The organism is Bacillus stratosphericus (assembly GCF_020524495.1).
GTDB classification, from domain to species: domain Bacteria; phylum Bacillota; class Bacilli; order Bacillales; family Bacillaceae; genus Bacillus; species Bacillus stratosphericus_B.
In genome coordinates this window covers 31,480-48,908 of record NZ_JAIVLB010000025.1, presented here as the reverse complement: position 1 = coordinate 48,908, position 17,429 = coordinate 31,480, and the positions used below count along the sequence as shown (strand labels likewise).

General features: G+C 40.4%; 16 protein-coding genes and 2 pseudogenes. All 18 read left to right on the top strand.

Annotation, left to right across the window (positions count from 1 at the left end):
- Nucleotides 1–250: 250 nt before the first annotated feature.
- The 18 genes and pseudogenes from rocF to LC033_RS11290 all read left to right on the top strand — a co-directional run bounded on the left by rocF (nucleotide 251) and on the right by LC033_RS11290 (nucleotide 17,415).
- Nucleotides 251–1,162: an arginase gene (rocF, locus tag LC033_RS11375; RefSeq protein WP_226568434.1), complete on the top strand. Its 912-nt coding sequence runs from the start codon at nucleotides 251–253 to the stop codon at nucleotides 1,160–1,162.
- Nucleotides 1,163–1,345: 183 nt separating this feature from the next.
- On the top strand, nucleotides 1,346–1,909 hold the full coding sequence (gene sigW / locus LC033_RS11370) for an RNA polymerase sigma factor SigW (protein ID WP_226568425.1): 564 nt from the start codon (nucleotides 1,346–1,348) through the stop codon (nucleotides 1,907–1,909).
- A gap of 14 nt (nucleotides 1,910–1,923) precedes the next feature.
- Nucleotides 1,924–2,550 (top strand): anti-sigma-W factor RsiW, encoded by a 627-nt coding sequence (rsiW, locus tag LC033_RS11365; protein ID WP_226568417.1) that lies wholly within the window; start codon nucleotides 1,924–1,926, stop codon nucleotides 2,548–2,550.
- Between the two features lie 218 nt (nucleotides 2,551–2,768).
- Complete coding sequence (gene cdaA, locus LC033_RS11360) at nucleotides 2,769–3,590, top strand: diadenylate cyclase CdaA (protein ID WP_226568408.1); 822 nt, start codon at nucleotides 2,769–2,771, stop codon at nucleotides 3,588–3,590.
- Nucleotides 3,583–4,938: a CdaR family protein gene (locus LC033_RS11355; RefSeq protein ID WP_281430326.1), complete on the top strand. Its 1,356-nt coding sequence runs from the start codon at nucleotides 3,583–3,585 to the stop codon at nucleotides 4,936–4,938. The genes cdaA and LC033_RS11355 overlap by 8 nt, the downstream gene beginning before the upstream one ends.
- A 50-nt stretch (nucleotides 4,939–4,988) precedes the next feature.
- Entirely contained in the window at nucleotides 4,989–6,335 is a 1,347-nt protein-coding gene (glmM, locus tag LC033_RS11350; protein WP_226568406.1) for a phosphoglucosamine mutase, read from the top strand.
- Nucleotides 6,336–6,912: 577 nt separating this feature from the next.
- Nucleotides 6,913–8,715 carry a glutamine--fructose-6-phosphate transaminase (isomerizing) gene (gene glmS / locus LC033_RS11345; protein ID WP_226568396.1) on the top strand — a complete coding sequence of 601 codons (1,803 nt, stop codon included), beginning with the start codon at nucleotides 6,913–6,915 and terminating at the stop codon, nucleotides 8,713–8,715.
- A gap of 153 nt (nucleotides 8,716–8,868) precedes the next feature.
- Nucleotides 8,869–9,357 carry a hypothetical protein gene (locus tag LC033_RS11340; protein WP_226568394.1) on the top strand — a complete coding sequence of 163 codons (489 nt, stop codon included), beginning with the start codon at nucleotides 8,869–8,871 and terminating at the stop codon, nucleotides 9,355–9,357.
- On the top strand, nucleotides 9,345–9,653 hold the full coding sequence (locus tag LC033_RS11335; protein WP_226568391.1) for a hypothetical protein: 309 nt from the start codon (nucleotides 9,345–9,347) through the stop codon (nucleotides 9,651–9,653). Before LC033_RS11340 ends, LC033_RS11335 begins: the two co-directional genes overlap by 13 nt.
- Nucleotides 9,654–9,685: 32 nt before the next feature.
- Nucleotides 9,686–10,186 carry a GNAT family N-acetyltransferase gene (locus LC033_RS11330; protein WP_226568389.1) on the top strand — a complete coding sequence of 167 codons (501 nt, stop codon included), beginning with the start codon at nucleotides 9,686–9,688 and terminating at the stop codon, nucleotides 10,184–10,186.
- Nucleotides 10,187–10,481: 295 nt separating this feature from the next.
- A complete protein-coding gene (locus LC033_RS11325) occupies nucleotides 10,482–10,871 on the top strand; it encodes a RidA family protein (RefSeq protein WP_226568387.1) in 390 nt (129 codons plus the stop codon).
- A gap of 197 nt (nucleotides 10,872–11,068) precedes the next feature.
- Nucleotides 11,069–11,790 (top strand): annotated as a pseudogene (locus LC033_RS11320) (ABC transporter ATP-binding protein).
- Nucleotides 11,783–13,204: a sporulation killing factor system integral membrane protein gene (gene skfF / locus LC033_RS11315; RefSeq protein ID WP_226568385.1), complete on the top strand. Its 1,422-nt coding sequence runs from the start codon at nucleotides 11,783–11,785 to the stop codon at nucleotides 13,202–13,204. The pseudogene LC033_RS11320 and the gene skfF overlap by 8 nt, the downstream one beginning before the upstream one ends.
- Before the next feature lie 18 nt (nucleotides 13,205–13,222).
- Nucleotides 13,223–13,738: a HEAT repeat domain-containing protein gene (locus tag LC033_RS11310; RefSeq protein ID WP_226568383.1), complete on the top strand. Its 516-nt coding sequence runs from the start codon at nucleotides 13,223–13,225 to the stop codon at nucleotides 13,736–13,738.
- Nucleotides 13,738–14,091, top strand: coding sequence for a TlpA family protein disulfide reductase (locus LC033_RS17055; protein ID WP_226568380.1), 354 nt, complete (start codon nucleotides 13,738–13,740; stop codon nucleotides 14,089–14,091). The genes LC033_RS11310 and LC033_RS17055 overlap by 1 nt, the downstream gene beginning before the upstream one ends.
- 370 nt (nucleotides 14,092–14,461) lie before the next feature.
- Nucleotides 14,462–15,589, top strand: a complete 1,128-nt coding sequence (locus tag LC033_RS11300) for a DUF418 domain-containing protein (protein WP_226568378.1) — start codon at nucleotides 14,462–14,464, stop codon at nucleotides 15,587–15,589.
- Nucleotides 15,590–15,656: 67 nt separating this feature from the next.
- Nucleotides 15,657–15,830, top strand: a pseudogene (locus LC033_RS11295) (ATP-binding cassette domain-containing protein); the annotation flags it as partial.
- Between the two features lie 196 nt (nucleotides 15,831–16,026).
- Nucleotides 16,027–17,415, top strand: a complete 1,389-nt coding sequence (locus LC033_RS11290; protein ID WP_226568375.1) for an amino acid permease — start codon at nucleotides 16,027–16,029, stop codon at nucleotides 17,413–17,415.
- Nucleotides 17,416–17,429: the final 14 nt, after the last annotated feature.

Genomic DNA, 17,429 nt, shown 5'->3' with positions numbered 1-17,429 from the left:
TAGCAAACTGGACATGGAAAGGACCATGTCCAGCGTAAGACAACTGATAAATTTTATCAAAATAAGTGAAAACCCCACTTTTACTTGAAGTAAAGGTGGGGTTTGTCTACGGTCTGAGACACCTTTTTCAAAAAGGTGTCTTTTTTATATTGATAGAAGAAATGTATAACTATTCAAAATGTTGTTGAGTTGAGTCAGGAGGCATTGAGAAAGTAAAATATAAGCATGAACGGAAAGGGGATGTACATATATGGGAGAACTAAAGAAGGTCACGATTATCGGGGTTCCGATGGATTTGGGTCAAATGAGAAGGGGCGTCGATATGGGGCCGAGTGCGATTCGATGTGCTGGTGTAAAAGAAAAATTGGAATCGCTTTCATTTGAAGTTGAGGATCTTGGAGATATTCCAGTTGAGCAAAGGGACGATGAGAAAGGTCTCTATACAAGTGAAAAGCTAAAAAATCTAACAGAGAATGCTGATGCGAATGAGCTTCTTGCTGAAAAGGTTGACAGTATTGTGCAGTCAGGTTCGTTTCCGCTGATTTTAGGCGGTGATCACAGCATTGCAATCGGCACACTTGCCGGTGTAGCCAAGCATTATGAAAACTTGGGTGTCATTTGGTATGATGCGCACGGTGATTTAAATACAGAAGAAACATCTCCTTCTGGAAATATTCATGGAATGCCACTTGCTGTTAGTATTGGCATTGGTCATGCTGATTTAACGAATATTGGTAGGTATTCTCCTAAAGTGAAGCCTGAAAATATCATTTTAATTGGTGCTCGTTCCTTAGATGAAGGAGAAAGGGCGTTGATTAGAGAAAAAGGCATTAAGGTGTATACAATGCATGAAATGGATCGTTTGGGGATGACCAGAGTGATGGAAGAAGCCATTGCGTATTTAAAGGAAAGAACAGATGGTGTCCACTTATCGCTTGATTTAGATGGATTAGATCCAGCGGAATGCCCTGGTGTAGGAACTCCGGTGGCGGGCGGCATTAGTTATCGTGAGAGTCACCTTGCCATGGAGCTTTTAGAGGAAGCGGGTATTTTGACTTCTGCTGAATTTGTTGAGGTGAATCCGATATTAGATGAGAAAAATAAAACAGCAGAAACAGCAGTTGCTTTAATTGGTTCTTTAATGGGTGAAAAGTTATTGTAGAGCGGGATTTGTTCCTGTTCTTTTTTATTTTGGGGAAATTTAAGGATATATTAAGGTTTTTACCGACTGATAAGCGCAACACGCTGTCAAAAATTTGTTACACTATTTTTTAGAGGAGAATGAAACCTTTTGAAAGAAGGTTCGTATACATAAAGACCGGTGAAGGCAGAGGTTGAATATACTATGGAAACAATGATTAAAAAAAGAATTAAGCAAGTGAAAAAAGGCGACCAGAACGCATTTACAGACATCGTAGACCTGTATAAAGACAAAATTTATCAGCTGTGCTACCGTATGCTTGGGAATGCACACGAAGCGGAGGATATTGCACAGGAGGCATTTATTCGTGCCTATGTGAATATTGAGAGCTTTGATGTGAATCGTAAGTTTTCCACGTGGCTGTACCGCATTGCAACCAACCTGTCCATCGACCGTATTCGCAAAAAAAAGCCGGATTATTATTTAGATGCAGAGGTGGCAGGCACAGAAGGACTGAATATGTATTCTCAAATTGCTGCTGATGGCATTTTTCCAGAGGATGAGGTGGTGTCTCTTGAATTATCGAGCACCATTCAGCAAAAAATTCTAAGACTACCAGATAAATATCGTTCGGTCATCGTATTAAAGTATATTGATGAACTCTCGTTAAAAGAAATTAGTGAGATTCTGAATATACCAATTGGTACGGTAAAAACGAGAATACACAGGGGTAGAGAGGCTCTCCGGAAACAGTTGAGAGACCTTTGAGTGAGGTGATTTTGATGAGCTGTCAGGATAAAATCGTCCAGCTTATGCATCAGTATTTAGACGGGGATATTGAGCCTGAAGATGAAAAGGAATTAAAGAGCCATCTGCAATCGTGTGAGGAGTGCCGTACTCATTTTCAACAAATTGAGAAATCCATCGCGCTAGTGCAGAGTACATCTCATATAGAAGCACCATCTGATTTCACTGCAAAGGTGATGGCAGGTCTTCCAAAGGAGAAAAAGCGTGTGTCGATTCAAAGATGGATTAAAGCTCACCCACTGATCGTGGCCGCTGCCCTCTTTGTGATATTGATGGGAGGCAGTCTGTTTACAAGCTGGAATACCGATCATAATTTCAGTGTGTCAAAGCAGCCGAATCTCGTGGTTGAAAATGATATTGTGACCGTACCTAAAGGGGAAACCGTCAAAGGTGATGTCACTGTCAAAAATGGCAAGCTGATTGTAGAAGGCAAGGTTGATGGAAATGTAACAGTCGTCAATGGGGAACAGCTGACGGCTTCTGCCGGACAAGTCACTGGTCAAATCAATGAAATTAATGAAGTGTTTGATTGGATTTGGTTCAAATTGAAATCCACAGCACAAGACGTGATGCGGGTCATTGGGCCAGAGGAACAAAAGTAAATCATACAGTTTGAGAGCAGTCTCTAAGCTTAGGGACTGCTCTTTTTCTATACAATCGATCAGATACATGCATACTAGAAAGCCAGCCATATATGGCAACTGTTTTCCTTGAAGAAACAAAATGTGGTATAATAGCCACGCTATGTATTTATACATAGGCTCTTTTTTATAAAAAATGCATCATACGAAGAAACTTGAAAATTCTGGAGGACGAGGAAATGGCTTTAGGGGATATTCCTTTTTTGCAGTACCTCGGTAATGCTGTTGATATTCTCGTTGTTTGGTATGTGATATATAAATTAATGATGGTCATCCGCGGAACAAAAGCGGTTCAGCTTTTAAAGGGAATTGTGGTCATTGTTCTCGTCAGGATGGGAAGTGCGTATCTCGGTCTTAATACACTTCAATGGCTGATGGATCAAGCGATTACGTGGGGGTTCCTTGCGATCATTATTATTTTTCAGCCAGAGCTAAGGAGAGCGCTTGAGCAGCTTGGGCGCGGCCGTTTCTTCTCAAGAAGCGGGACACCTGTAGAGGAACAGCAGCAGAAAACGATCGAGGCAATTACAAAAGCAATCAATTATATGGCAAAACGTAGAATAGGGGCGCTACTGACGATTGAGCGCGATACTGGAATGAATGATTATATAGAGACAGGAATTCCTTTGAATGCAAAGGTCAGTTCTGAGTTGCTGATTAATATTTTCATTCCGAATACACCGCTTCATGACGGTGCTGTTATTATGAAGCGTGATGAGATTGCAGCTGCGGGTTGTTATTTACCACTGTCAGAAAGTCCTTTTATCTCTAAGGAACTCGGAACCCGTCACCGGGCGGCAGTCGGTATTAGTGAAGTGACGGACAGCTTAACAATCATCGTCTCAGAGGAGACAGGTAGCATTAGTGTTGCAAGAAATGGTGATCTCCATCGAGAATTAACAGAAGAAGCGCTTGAAGAAATGCTAATTGCTGAATTTAGTAAGAACAGCAAAGATGATTCCTCGACCAAATGGTATTGGAGGGGCAAGAAAAATGGATAAGATTATGAATAATCGCTGGGCCGTTAAGTTTCTTGCATTGGTCTTCGCTTTATTGCTGTATGGTGCAGTTAATTCAGCGCAAGCGCCCACACCGAAAAAAATCGGTGAATCCTTTTTCCCAACATCGACGACAGATGAAGCAACCTTAACTGACATTCCTGTTAAAGCGTATTATGATGACGAGAAGTATGTCGTCACTGGGGTACCGCAAACAGTCAATGTCACGATTATAGGATCAACAAGTGCTGTGAAAACAGCAAGACAAACGAAGAATTTTGAAATTTACGCAGATATGCAAAAGTTAACGACAGGCACACATAAAGTAGAGCTGAAGTCAAGAGGTGTATTAAAGGGGATCACATTAACGATTAATCCGTCTGTGACAACTGTGACGATACAAGAAAAAACCTCAGCTGAATTCCCTGTTGAAACAGAATTTTATAATCAAAATAAAATCAAAGACGGCTATTCACCTGAACAGCCTATCGTGAATCCGAAAAAGGTCACTGTCACTGGTTCAAAGGACGTGATCGACAAAATTTCTGTTATTAAAGCATTTGTAAACCTAGAGGATGTCGATCAACAAATTGAAAAACAAGCGAAGCTCACTGTGTATGATAGCAGCGGGAATGAGCTACCAGTTAAAGTGAGTCCGTCGGTTGTGGATATTACGGTCCCGATTACGAGCCCGAGCAAGAAGATCCCGTTTAAAATTGAGCGGACGGGCAGCTTACCGGATGGGATCAGTATCTCAAGCATTGAGACAAGCCCAAGTGAGGTCACTGTCTACGGTTCTCAAAAGGTGCTAGATGCACTAGATTTTATTGATGGCGTTAAGCTGGACCTAAGCAAAATTAAAGATGATACGGAGATTGATGCCGACATTCTACTGCCAGATGGTGTGAAAAAGGTATCACCTGAAACCGTTAAGATCAAAGTGAAGGTTGCAACAGCTGAAGAAAAAAAGATCGATAATGTACCTATTTCTGTCGTGGGTCTGAGCAAGGATCTCAGCTCTGAATTTGTGAGTCCGTCTTCTGGGCGTCTTACGTTAACAGCAAAAGGATCAAAGAGTGCAATTGATAAACTAAAGGCTTCAGATATTGAAGCCTATATCAATGTGGGGGACTTAAACGAAGGAACACATGAGGTCAAAGTACAAGTGAATGGCCCTCAAAATGTGACATGGACATTATCTAGATCAAAGGTCAAAGTAAAACTTACCTCTACTGATTCAGAAGATCAGCCGGCTTCTACGAATGATCGAAAGGATCAATCATCTGATGACGATGATCATCAGGAAGAGAAGAGTAAAGAGGAATCGATGACAGCGGGTCAAAGAAGATAAAAAAGGGGACACAGCGTCCTCTTGAACGGTAAAAAAGGAGCGATTGAAACATGGGCAAGTACTTTGGAACTGATGGTGTAAGGGGTGTGGCTAATAACGAATTAACGCCAGAGCTCGCATTTAAAATTGGGAGATTTGGTGGCTATGTCCTCACGAAGGATAAAGAACGTCCAAAGGTACTCGTTGGACGAGACACACGTGTATCCGGTCATATGCTAGAAGGAGCTCTCGTTGCAGGTCTACTTTCAATAGGGGCTGAAGTGATGCGTTTAGGTGTGATCTCAACACCTGGAGTATCTTATTTAACGAAGGCAATGGATGCAGAAGCAGGTGTCATGATTTCTGCTTCTCATAACCCAGTTCAAGACAACGGAATTAAATTTTTCGGCGGGGACGGCTTTAAGCTGTCAGATGAACAGGAGAATGAAATTGAGCAGCTAATGGATCAGCCAGTCGATCAATTACCACGTCCGGTTGGAGCCGATCTTGGAACGGTGAATGATTACTTTGAAGGCGGTCAGAAATACTTGCAATTCTTGAAGCAGACAGCGGACGAGGATTTCACAGGTATTCACGTGGCGCTTGACTGTGCTCATGGTGCAACATCTTCTCTTGCGACACATTTATTTGCTGATTTAGATGCAGATGTGTCAACAATGGGAACATCACCAAACGGATTGAATATTAACGATGGCGTAGGTTCCACTCATCCAGAGGCACTTTCTGTTTTTGTAAAAGAAAAGGGTGCAGATATTGGCCTTGCGTTTGATGGTGACGGCGACCGCTTAATTGCAGTCGATGAAAAAGGTGATATCGTAGACGGCGATCAAATTATGTACATATGTGCACGTTATCTAAAGGGTGAAGGCCGATTAAAGGATGACACCGTCGTGTCAACGGTCATGAGTAACCTTGGTTTCTATAAAGCGCTTGAAAAGCAAGGCATTAAGAGCATTCAAACCGCTGTTGGTGACCGCTATGTGGTCGAGGCGATGAAAAACGACGGCTATAATGTCGGCGGCGAGCAATCAGGCCACTTGATTTTCCTTGATTACAATACGACAGGTGACGGCATGCTTTCTGCGATCATGCTTGTGAATACACTCAAAGCAACAGGAAAAACATTATCAGAGCTTGCGGCTGAAATGGAAAAGTTCCCGCAAATTCTAGTGAATGTGAAGGTATCTGATAAATATAAAGTGGAAGAAAATGAAAAAGTGAAAGCTGTGATCCAAGAGGTCGAAAAAGAGATGAACGGTGACGGCCGTATCCTTGTTCGTCCATCTGGAACAGAGCCGCTTGTACGTGTCATGGCAGAGGCGAAAACAAAAGAGCTGTGTGATGAATATGTGGCTCGCATTACGGCTGTTGTCAAAGATGAAATGGGTATTGAGTAATAGATAAAAAAGCAAATCGCAGAGCCTGCGGTTTGCTTTTTTTGAATAAGCGTCATAAGAGGAGGGATCTGTACGAATCTTATAAGAGAGGGCCATTTGCTGCTGCCTTCATACATAGGAGAGCACATCAAAGGTAGAACGTGACAAGCTTCATCGCATATAGTGTATGGAGGTCTCACTTTCTAAAATGACGGGGATCACCCGCTAAATTTGATTGACGGAGGTCAGACCTTATAGTACAATCATCCTTGTGTTACTGGATTTTTATTCTATCAGGAAAGGCAGGGTAGATGTTCAAGAACTTTTATAATGATAGCGCCCGAACTAAGCGATCGGACGACAGATGCTTAGTTGACGAGGATGGAGGTTATCGAATTTTCGGCGGATGCCTCCCGGCTGATCAAAAAAAGAGATCACAGCCGTAAGTGTTTCTTTAAACCAAAGAGGTGACTCTTTGTACAAAGGGAATACACATGATCTCCCAAAATAAACATGTAGAGAGGGACGAAGAAATGTCCCTTCTATTTTAGTAGGCTTTCTTTGTCCCTTTCACATGATCGGGAGGAAGAGAATATTTATGTGTGGAATCGTAGGTTATATTGGTCAGAATGATGCGAAGGAAATCTTATTAAAAGGTTTAGAGAAGCTTGAGTACCGCGGGTATGACTCAGCAGGTATCGCTGTGGCAAACGAAGAAGGCGTGCATGTGTTCAAAGAAAAAGGACGTATCGCTGAGCTTCGTGAAGTCGTAGATGCAAACGTGGCATCTTCAGCAGGAATCGGACATACACGCTGGGCAACACACGGTGTACCAAGCCATCTAAATGCACATCCGCATCAAAGTGCTTCTGGCCGTTTTACGCTTGTTCATAACGGTGTCATCGAGAACTATGTACAATTGACACGCGAATATTTACAAGACGTCACACTAAAAAGCGACACAGATACAGAGGTTGTTGTTCAAGTCATCGAACAATTTGTAAACAGAGGTCTTGATACAGAGGAAGCTTTCCGTCAAACGCTTCTTCAACTAAAAGGCTCTTACGCAATTGCTCTTTTCGATAACGAAAACAAAGAAACAATCTATGTGGCGAAAAACAAAAGCCCATTATTGGTTGGTTTCGGAGAAGATTTCAACGTTGTGGCTTCTGACGCAATGGCGATGCTTCAAGTAACAAACGAATATGCGGAATTAATGGATAAAGAAATGGTCATTGTCACTAAAGACGAGGTTATCATCAAAAACCTTGACGGTGATATCATGACACGTCCTTCTTATATCGCTGAGCTAGATGCAAGCGACATCGAGAAAGGCACATATCCTCACTACATGTTAAAAGAAACGGATGAGCAGCCGCTTGTGATGCGCAAAATCATCCAAGAATATCAAGACGAAAACGGCAAGCTGTCAGTCGCTGGCGATATCGCAAGCGCAGTAGCAGAAGCAGACCGCATTTACATTGTGGCTTGCGGAACGAGCTACCATGCTGGACTTGTTGGTAAACAATATATTGAAGACTGGGCGAAAGTACCTGTAGAAGTCCATGTAGCAAGTGAATTCTCTTACAACATGCCGCTTCTATCGAAAAAACCGTTGTTCATCTTCCTTTCTCAATCTGGGGAGACTGCGGACAGCCGTGCTGTACTTGTTCAAGTTAAAGAGCTTGGTCATAAAGCATTAACTATCACAAACGTACCAGGGTCAACGCTTTCTCGTGAAGCAGACTTCACATTGCTTCTACATGCAGGACCAGAAATCGCAGTGGCTTCAACAAAAGCCTACACAGCACAAATCGCTGTTCTTGCGATCCTTGCATCCGTTGCAGCTGAACTAAATGGTCAATCTCTTGACTTTGATCTTGTGAAAGAGCTTGGGATTGTAGCAAACGCAATGGAAGCCCTTGTCGATCAAAAGGATGAAATGGAACAAATCGCTCGTGACTACTTCACAGTGACACGTAACGCATTCTTTATCGGAAGAGGACTTGACTACTATGTGTGCCTTGAAGGTTCACTAAAACTAAAAGAGATCTCTTACATCCAAGCAGAAGGCTTTGCTGGCGGAGAACTGAAACACGGCACCATTGCTTTAATTGAAGAAGGCACACCGGTCATTGCCCTTGCAACCCTAGAGCACGTGAACCTCAGCATTCGCGGTAACGTTAAAGAAGTCGTTGCACGCGGAGCAAACCCATGTGTCATCTCACTAAAAGGCCTAGAAGACGAAGGCGACCGTTTCGTCCTTCCAGCTGTACACCCAGCACTTGCACCACTTGCATCTGTTGTCCCATTACAGCTGATCGCTTACTACGCAGCCCTTCACCGCGGGTGTGATGTGGATAAACCACGTAACCTTGCGAAGAGTGTGACGGTGGAGTAGGGGTTCTGTTTTAAACAAAGTCTTTAACATTGTGGATTTGAAATAAAGTTGTGATGTTTGTAAAAAAAGTCACGATGTAATACCCCTTTAGATTATAGTAGTCTAAAGGGGTGTTTTTGAGTCAAGAAGAATGAGAACATCTAAAGTTGAAAAATGGATAAAAGAAGGTTAGGATATCTTTTAAATAATACCAGAGAATCTCTACCTAGTTTTTCAGTTTCATCAATACATGTAAGTACTTTCTCAAAAGAAAAAGAAACAAGTTTTGCAGCTGAAATAGCTCAAAAATTTGGATATTCACATAGAAATATTTCAGAAAATGAGCTTAGAAATGTTTTTAATTTTAAAATACCAACATATGAGGTTATGGAAAAAGTAAAGTATGATTATAATAAGGTTTATTCAATTGGAACAGCACATGCAATTATGCGAGGAGTAGTAGAGTACTATTCAAAAGTAAACGGGATTAATAAAATTGCTTTTGGGTTAATGTGTGAGGATATAGTAACTTCAATATTGAAATCTAAGTTTATAGGTTCACCTTTTCTAGGACCTTTTAAAAGGAAATGGGGCGAATTCGAATTAATTTATCCTCTATGTCAATTACAAAAAAGGAACTTACTTTATATTTGGAGGCTATAGTTCCAGAACACAACACTCAAGGAAGCCCAACACAATTTGATCGAGGAGCCCTAGATAGAGATATCTACTATTTATTAGCCGATACTTTAACAACTATTTTCCCAGGTTCTGCTTATCAATTGTTTAAAGGTCATCAGAAAGAAACTGAATATCATAATATCTCATTGGATTATAAAAAGTGTGAAAACTGTCACAGTACTTTCAATGATTCATATAAAGTAGATTCTAATATGCACGTTGCTGATAGTTTATGTGATTTGTGTAGATTATTAGAAAAAATGAATTTAATTAAATAAATTATTCAAAAATATAAAGGAGAATTGTAAAAATGTTTAGGATAGGAATTGAAAGTGATTTATCACTCAAAATTTTAATATACAAAGATGCTCCTTTTCTAAATAAATTAATTGAAAATAATAAAGAACATCTTGGTAAATGGTTGCCTTGGGTTTATTCCAATAATCAAATTTCTCACACAGAAAACTTTATAAAAAAAGCAAATGAATTATTCATGACAAACAATGGATTTGAAGTTGGGATTATGATCAATGATGAACTTATTGGAGTTTTTAGACTTACTCTAAAAGGAAATATAGGATATTGGATTTGTGAAGAATATGAAGGGAAAGGATTTATTAGTAAAATAGTTAATTATATAATATCATTAAATTATTATGAACTAAAAACTTATGAAATCATATGTCCAGAGAATAATTTTAGAAGCAGAAAAGTAGCGGAACAGAATGGGTTCACATTAGATTCTGATAATGTACAAACACATAATTCATTTGGTTATCACCTAGTTAGATATCAAATGAATGTTCAGTAAAATTTGTGAAAGAAAACGTAAAAAATAAGCATTGCTGTATTCTCTTAAATATCATGCAAATGAAAATAAATCTTTGTAGTATTATACGGAACAGTTGCCAATAGCCAGCTCTTGTCTGCTATCCTACGTGATGGGACAGCTTAAGTCATGTTTATCCATTCCAACTGGTCACGTCTTTTCTTTTTGAAACGCATTATTTATTTGAGTTCACTAGAAGCACGTCAATCTGAGCAGGAAAATAAATTTTGATATGAAGGATATAAATTGATTGTATTTTCAGAAAAAGGGTTTGTCAGTGCGAACATCACGTAATCCTGAGACCATTCACCCGCCAGTTGCACCCTATGCTCATCAAATAGAAACAACAGAACCACAGCGGTGGTTAACCCTATCAGGTCAAGTGGGAATGGAGGCAGATGGGACAATTCCGGAGAGCCCGTTGGAGCAGCTCAAATTAGCGTTAGAGAATGTGAAGCGCAATGTAGAAGCGGCAGATATGAAAGTAGAAGATATAACGAAGCTTGTGTTTTATTTAGTAGGTGAGTTTGATGCCGAGAGTAGAAAAAGAATCATGGAGCAGTTTTTAGGCGATCACCTGCCTTGTATGACGATGATTTATGTGGTCGCCCTGGCTTCTCCTGTTTTTAAGGTAGAGGTGGATGCTTGGGCTTGTCAGGAGATTTAATAGGTAAAAGATTGGGTGATTGATACTCAATCTTTTTTGTTTTGTGAAATTTTAAGAAATTACCCTACACCCTTATCTTGTTATTGTCTGTATGGTAATATCAGGGTAAATATTGAGTGGGTCTAATTACATTTACATGTCATTGTAAAAAACACCATTGATAAGCATACATCACTCTAATAAAAGGGAGAGATTTGATGCCATTCTTGGAGGTTCAGAATGTAAGCAAACGATATAGCAATGGTGATGGGATAGAGGGTCTGTCATTTTCCATTGAAGCAGGTGAGGTTGTGGCGCTGCTTGGGCCTAATGGCGCCGGAAGACGACAACGATTCGGTGTTTAACGGGTCTATATCAACCAGATCAAGGGGAAATTCTCATAGAGGGTTTCCCGCCTGGTCATTCCCATGTCCGGAAGCAAGTAGCTCTTATTCCTGATCAGCCGTATTTGTATCCAGAATTAACGGTTGCTGAACATGTTCAATTCCGTGCAAGGGGCTATCATAAAGGTTTAAAACAGATCAAAGAAAAGGTATATGAAGCGTTGAAGGAAGTACATATGGACATGAAGATGAACGAACTGTGCGGAAGGCTTTCAAGAGGCCAAAAACAGCGTGTCGTTTTAGCTGGAGCCATTGTGCAAGATGCCTCCCTTTTTATTTTAGATGAACCGACTGTAGGGTTAGATATACCTTCAAAACAATGGCTGTCAGATTGGCTGAGACAAAAAAGCCGTCAAGGTGGTTATGTCCTTGTGTCCACTCATAGTCTGGAGTTTGTTCTTGATACAGCTAGCAGGGTGATATTGATTCGAGACGGTGACATCATGAAAAGGATCGATGTTCCTCAATTGAAGGAAGAACAGATCAAGTGGAGGGCAGAGGTCATTCAACTACTGGGGGAGTGGTCTAGTGAATAACACGCTCTCCCTTTTATGGATGAAATCCCAAAGGCGCTTGATCAGTAAAAATCAAGAAAAGAAAATGCCTTTTCTGATCTTGCTGCTTTTCATGGCTGCAATTGGTTTTCAGCTGAGCGCAGTCTCCAATATGGGGAATTGGAATGCTCAGGTAGCTGGATGGATCATGGTCTTTTTATTTGTTGTTTATACTGGCTTTGGCTTGTTTTCGAATCGGCTGCCTAGTCAGATGAACGATATCATGTGGTTATATGGGAATGGTGCTTCCTTATGGACGGTTGTGATGTGTGTATGGGTGTATCATATTTTTTGGCGAGGAGCTCTCCTTATGATCTCTGCTTTGTCTGCAGATATCCTCCTTTTTTGTTTGACGCAGCAGTATCCTTTTCTACTCGGGAAATCACTCATCCTGACAGGGCTGTTATGTATGACCGAAACATGGATGATGGCGGTGTCTTGTGCTAGAACTATTCAAGTATACAAGCGGATACTTTTACTCGGTTTTGTCCTGATGTTTTGTTGTTTTGCACTATTTTTTTTGAATCAGTTGATGATGAAACAGTCTTTATTGATGAACATCTCTGCTTCTTTTATGTTTCAAGTAGGGCGCATGATTGAGGAGTTCTCATTCCATTTTTTATTGATATTTCTTGTCGTCATAATCTTATCTTTAACGATGATGTACAGGGCCAGTCATCGTTTAGAGATGAAGGAGACGTTAGTCAAGGAGGCAGCATTTTGGGAGGAATTTGAAGGAAAACAGATTCACTCAAATCCAATAAGTCAAAAGAAAGGCAAGACGTGGTGGGGACTTTCATCATTAACTGGCATCTGGGCTTTTCTTTGGCTAGAATTATTGTTGATGAAAAAGTATGTTGCCTTCCATCTGTTATCTACCTTGCTGTTGATAGGTATTTACTATGTTGTCATTTCTTATTTTTCAGATTGGTTGAATCTATTTTTGATCGTCATCTCAGTTTCCGTCCTCCTTAGTTCGTATTACGCTGGGATTGTAAGACATGCGCAAACGGGAGTGGTGTATCTTTTTCCCGGTGCTTTATATCAAAAAATTCTTCTATTAGAAGTGTTTCAAACCTTTTGGTTGTACGCTGTCTACTTGATTTCTCTTGTCTTGTTTGAGATTGAAGATGTATTGTATTGGACCGTTTATGGGGGAGGGGTTTATATATGGTTTTTGGCCATACGGCTCTTTGCCTTTATGCAGCCTTTGAGACGTGAAGCGAGTCTTTCTTTGGGCAGCTATTATCGATCATTGCTCATCGCATCTGTCATAAGTGCTGTGGTCATCGTTGGTATTCATCTGTTCACTGATGGCTGGTTTACAACAATTACATCTTTATTTGCTGGATTTGTATTTTATGTGATTTGTTATCGATGCCGTGGGACTCATTAAAAAGAGGAGTTGATTGTCATGAAACCAGAAGATAAGCTATCCCAATCGGTTCAGCGTTTGGTCAATACCAATGAAGTAACGATCATTCAAGCAATGGATGAATTGGGAAAATACGGAAAAAGGGCAGTGCCAGTGCTTGTTGAAGCCTTAAAAGAAGAGGGTTCTTTGCGGAATATTGCAGCTGCGGTACTTGGTGAATTTGGAGCAGATGCAGGGGGCGCAGCTGAGTCCCTTGCCAAGCTGTTACAAAGTGAAGAAGAGGAGACAAGAATGGCGGCTGCGATCTCGCTCATGAGAATAGGCCAGCCTAGTTTGCCATTTCTTCTGCCGTTGGCGAAACGCTATGAAGGCCCTACTTGTTTTTGGGCATCGTGGTGTATCTCTTGGATTGACCCATCAAAAATCGAAAAAAACATGTACGAGTGCCTAAAAAAGGAACAAGAGAACCCATCAGGGAATGTGGCGCCTTTTGCCGCAGAGGAAGCATTAGGAAAAATCATCGCTTTTCAATTAAACGAAAAAGGTGATGAATAGTGGAAACGCAAATACTCAAATGGCCTAAGCATTTTCCTTGGATTCATCCTTCAGATCAGAGGTATTTATCTGAAGGGCAAAATCACCTTCTTTATTTTTGGTCAGTCAATTGTCCTCATTGTGAAGAATTAACCGAACGCATTTTACATAGTGTAGATCAGTTGGGTCTCCATTTAACCTGTGTCCATGTTCCACATACGGAAGAAGAAAAATCGGTAGAGGTTGTTTCGAAATATGCAGAGGAAAAGAATCTGATTGCGCCCATTGTGTTGGATCAAGATTATGAGGTTGTCACAAAATATAAAGTTCAAGGATTACCAAGCTTTTGCCTCATAAATGAAGAAGGGCAATAGATCGGAAAATGGGAGATACCGGCTGGGAAAAAATATTGAAAAACCTAGAAAAACAATCTTAATTAGGGGTATGGAGGAGAGCGTTTTGTTTCAATCGAATAAAGAATTAAAAAAAACTGTGGTCTTTTACACAGGTGTGGGAGCTGACGTTGATTTTGTTCGGATTGGGGATTTTGTTTTATGTGAAGCGTGTGCTTTGGAAAGAGGAAAAAGGTCATAAGTCATGAGTATGGTACCTAGAATGTATATTCTAGGTTTTTTTATTAAATTTACCTTAAAACGTATCTTTTCACAGGGGGATAGAAACCAATTTAAAAAAAATGTGGTAGGATAAATATGCTTTATCTTTATATTTTTTGAAGGAGCTGTCGTGTTGGGATCTAGGGTTGAGGTAATTGATTGTTTACGTGGTTTTAGTTTATTAGGTATTTTGATCGTGAATATGCTTAATTTTCAATATGATTATGATTTTGAGAAAATGTTTGATTCGAGTTTGTGGGGGCAGGAATTTGGGGTATATGTGACGGAGATTTTGTTTCAGGGGTCGTTTTATCCGATTTTCTCCTTTTTGTTTGGATATTCTTTTGTCAAGCTGATTGAATCCACGCAGGCAAAGGGACTGAATACGAATGCCATCATCATTCGCCGAGGATTTGGTCTCATTGTGCTTGGTATGCTGCATTACATATTTATTTGGAATGGCGACATTCTTCTTTATTATGGAGCTTGTACATTTTTCTTGATGATGTTTATGAGCAGCCAGATCAAAACAATGCTGATTTGGTCGGGTATTTTAGGTGCTTTATCTTTAGTGGTTTTGCCGTATCTAATGAATATTATCTATGGAAATGAAGATTTATTAACGAATGTATATGCGACAGGTACATATGGGGATATTTTGATGAGCCGGATTACGATTGAAGACGATATGATGATTGTCACCATAATGATGGCCATTGTAACCCTTACTCTGACGCCAATTTTAGGTCTTCTCTTTGGTCCTATCATGATCGGTCCATTTGCACTGCTTGGCATGGCAATTGCTAAAAAAGGGCATCTGACAGAAGAAGATCGAGGAATGACTTATCGTAAAGGCTGGGTATGGATGATTTTGATCGGGGTGGCGTTAAAATGTGTGACGTTCATTGATGCTCCTTGGAGTGAAATGGTGAAAACGTTAGGTGCGTATGTACTGACGATCGGCTATATTCAAGCCTTTATTGTGTTTTACTATTCAAAGGCAGCCCAAGGTCTAAAGCGTCTGCTTGCGGGACTTGGGCGATTGTCTTTATCGAACTATTTAGCGCAATCCATTATTTGCACCACGATTTTCTATTCTTATGGACTTGGTTTATTTGGACAGATGGGCTCAATGTTTGGACTGCTGCTCGCTGTTGGGCTTTACACAGCACAGCTGTTCATCAGCTATCTCTATTTGAAAAAGTGGAGAAGAGGTCCTATGGAATGGCTCATGGGAAGATGGGTATATTGGAGATAAATCGATTTGTAGGAGGACCACATAGCTGAAGAGCTGTGTGGTTTTTTTAGTTGAATTTCATTAAAAAATGGCTCAGGATCTTGATTTGCAAGTGAAGAAAGACTTTGTCACAGGGTTTATTGGGGAAAATGGTGCCGGTAAGTTGATCACCATCAAAATGACCATGAACTTGTTAAAACCGGATGCGGGTGAGGTAAAGATTTTTGATTTACATTGGAGCGATTTTCACCCTTCGATTCAGTATATCAATATAAAACAATTTAATTCCCTTTCATATCAGAATATTTTGTTAATAGTGTTTTCCTCAAAAAAACAATTGTTTTTTAATAGTAGATTTATTATGATAATATACAACGAAAGGTTGATGATTCTTAATTAGAATGAAAATTCTGACTTTTTTTATTTTCAATGTTGTTTGTTGATGAGGGGGAAGAAAAGTGGCTCAAAAGGAATTAAAGAGAGGGTTAAGTGCTCGTCATATTCAAATGATTGCGCTTGGCGGCACAATTGGTGTTGGCTTATTTATGGGGTCAGCTAAGGCCATTCAATGGACAGGTCCATCGGTTCTTTTGGCTTACGCAGTGTGTGGAATTTTTATCTTTTTTATTATGCGTGCGATGGGAGAAATGTTATACCTTGAACCGAGTACGGGATCGTTTGCTACATTTGGACATCAATATATTCATCCGCTTGCAGGGTATTTAACTGCTTGGAGTAACTGGTTCCAGTGGGTCATTGTCGGGATGTCTGAAATTATTGCTGTAGGGGCTTATATGAAATATTGGTTCCCGGAATTACCGGCGTGGATTCCAGGATTAATCGCTATGATCATTTTAGGTGCGGCCAATTTGATTTCGGTTAAGTCGTTCGGTGAGTTCGAATTTTGGTTTGCCATGATCAAGATTGTGACAATTATTTTAATGATCGTTGCGGGTTTAGGCATTATTTTCTTTGGATTTGGAAATGGTGGAACAGCGATTGGTTTGTCTAACCTTTGGGCACATGGCGGGTTCTTTACAGGTGGATTTAGTGGCTTTTTATTTGCATTGTCGCTTGTCATTGCTGCCTATCAAGGGGTAGAGCTGATTGGGATTACAGCAGGTGAGGCGCAAAATCCGCAAAAGACGTTGACAAGTGCAATTAAAAGTATCATCTGGCGTATTTTGATTTTCTATATCGGTGCGATCTTTGTCATTGTGACCGTGTATCCTTGGGATCAGCTAAATACCCTTGGAAGTCCTTTTGTGGCGACGTTTGCGAAAATTGGGATTACAGCGGCTGCTGGTATCATTAACTTTGTTGTGATTACAGCAGCGATGTCCGGCTGTAATAGTGGTATTTTCAGTGCGGGACGTATGCTTTATACATTAGGTGTGAATGGACAGGCACCGGCTTTCTTTACAAAAATTTCAAAGAATGGTGTGCCGTATTTTGGTACAATCGCTGTGCTTGTTGGTTTGGCGGTTGGGGTTGTCTTAAATTATGTTTCTCCCCCAAATATTTTCGTCTATGTGTATAGTGCGAGTGTCCTTCCTGGTATGGTGCCTTGGTTTGTGATTTTAATTAGTCATATCGGCTTCAGAAAGGCAAAGGGTGTAGTGCTTGACAAGCATCCGTTTAAATTGCCATTAGCTCCATTTTCTAATTATGTCACAATTGGTTTCTTACTGATGGTTCTTGTGTTTATGTTCATTAATCAGGATACGCGCATTTCTCTTATTGTGGGAATTGTGTTCTTGGCTTTAGTGGCGCTTAGCTTTTTTGTATTTGGGATTGGAAAGCGGGAGCCTATTCAAACAGCATCGACTAATCAAACAGTGAAATAATAGAAAGCCTTGCG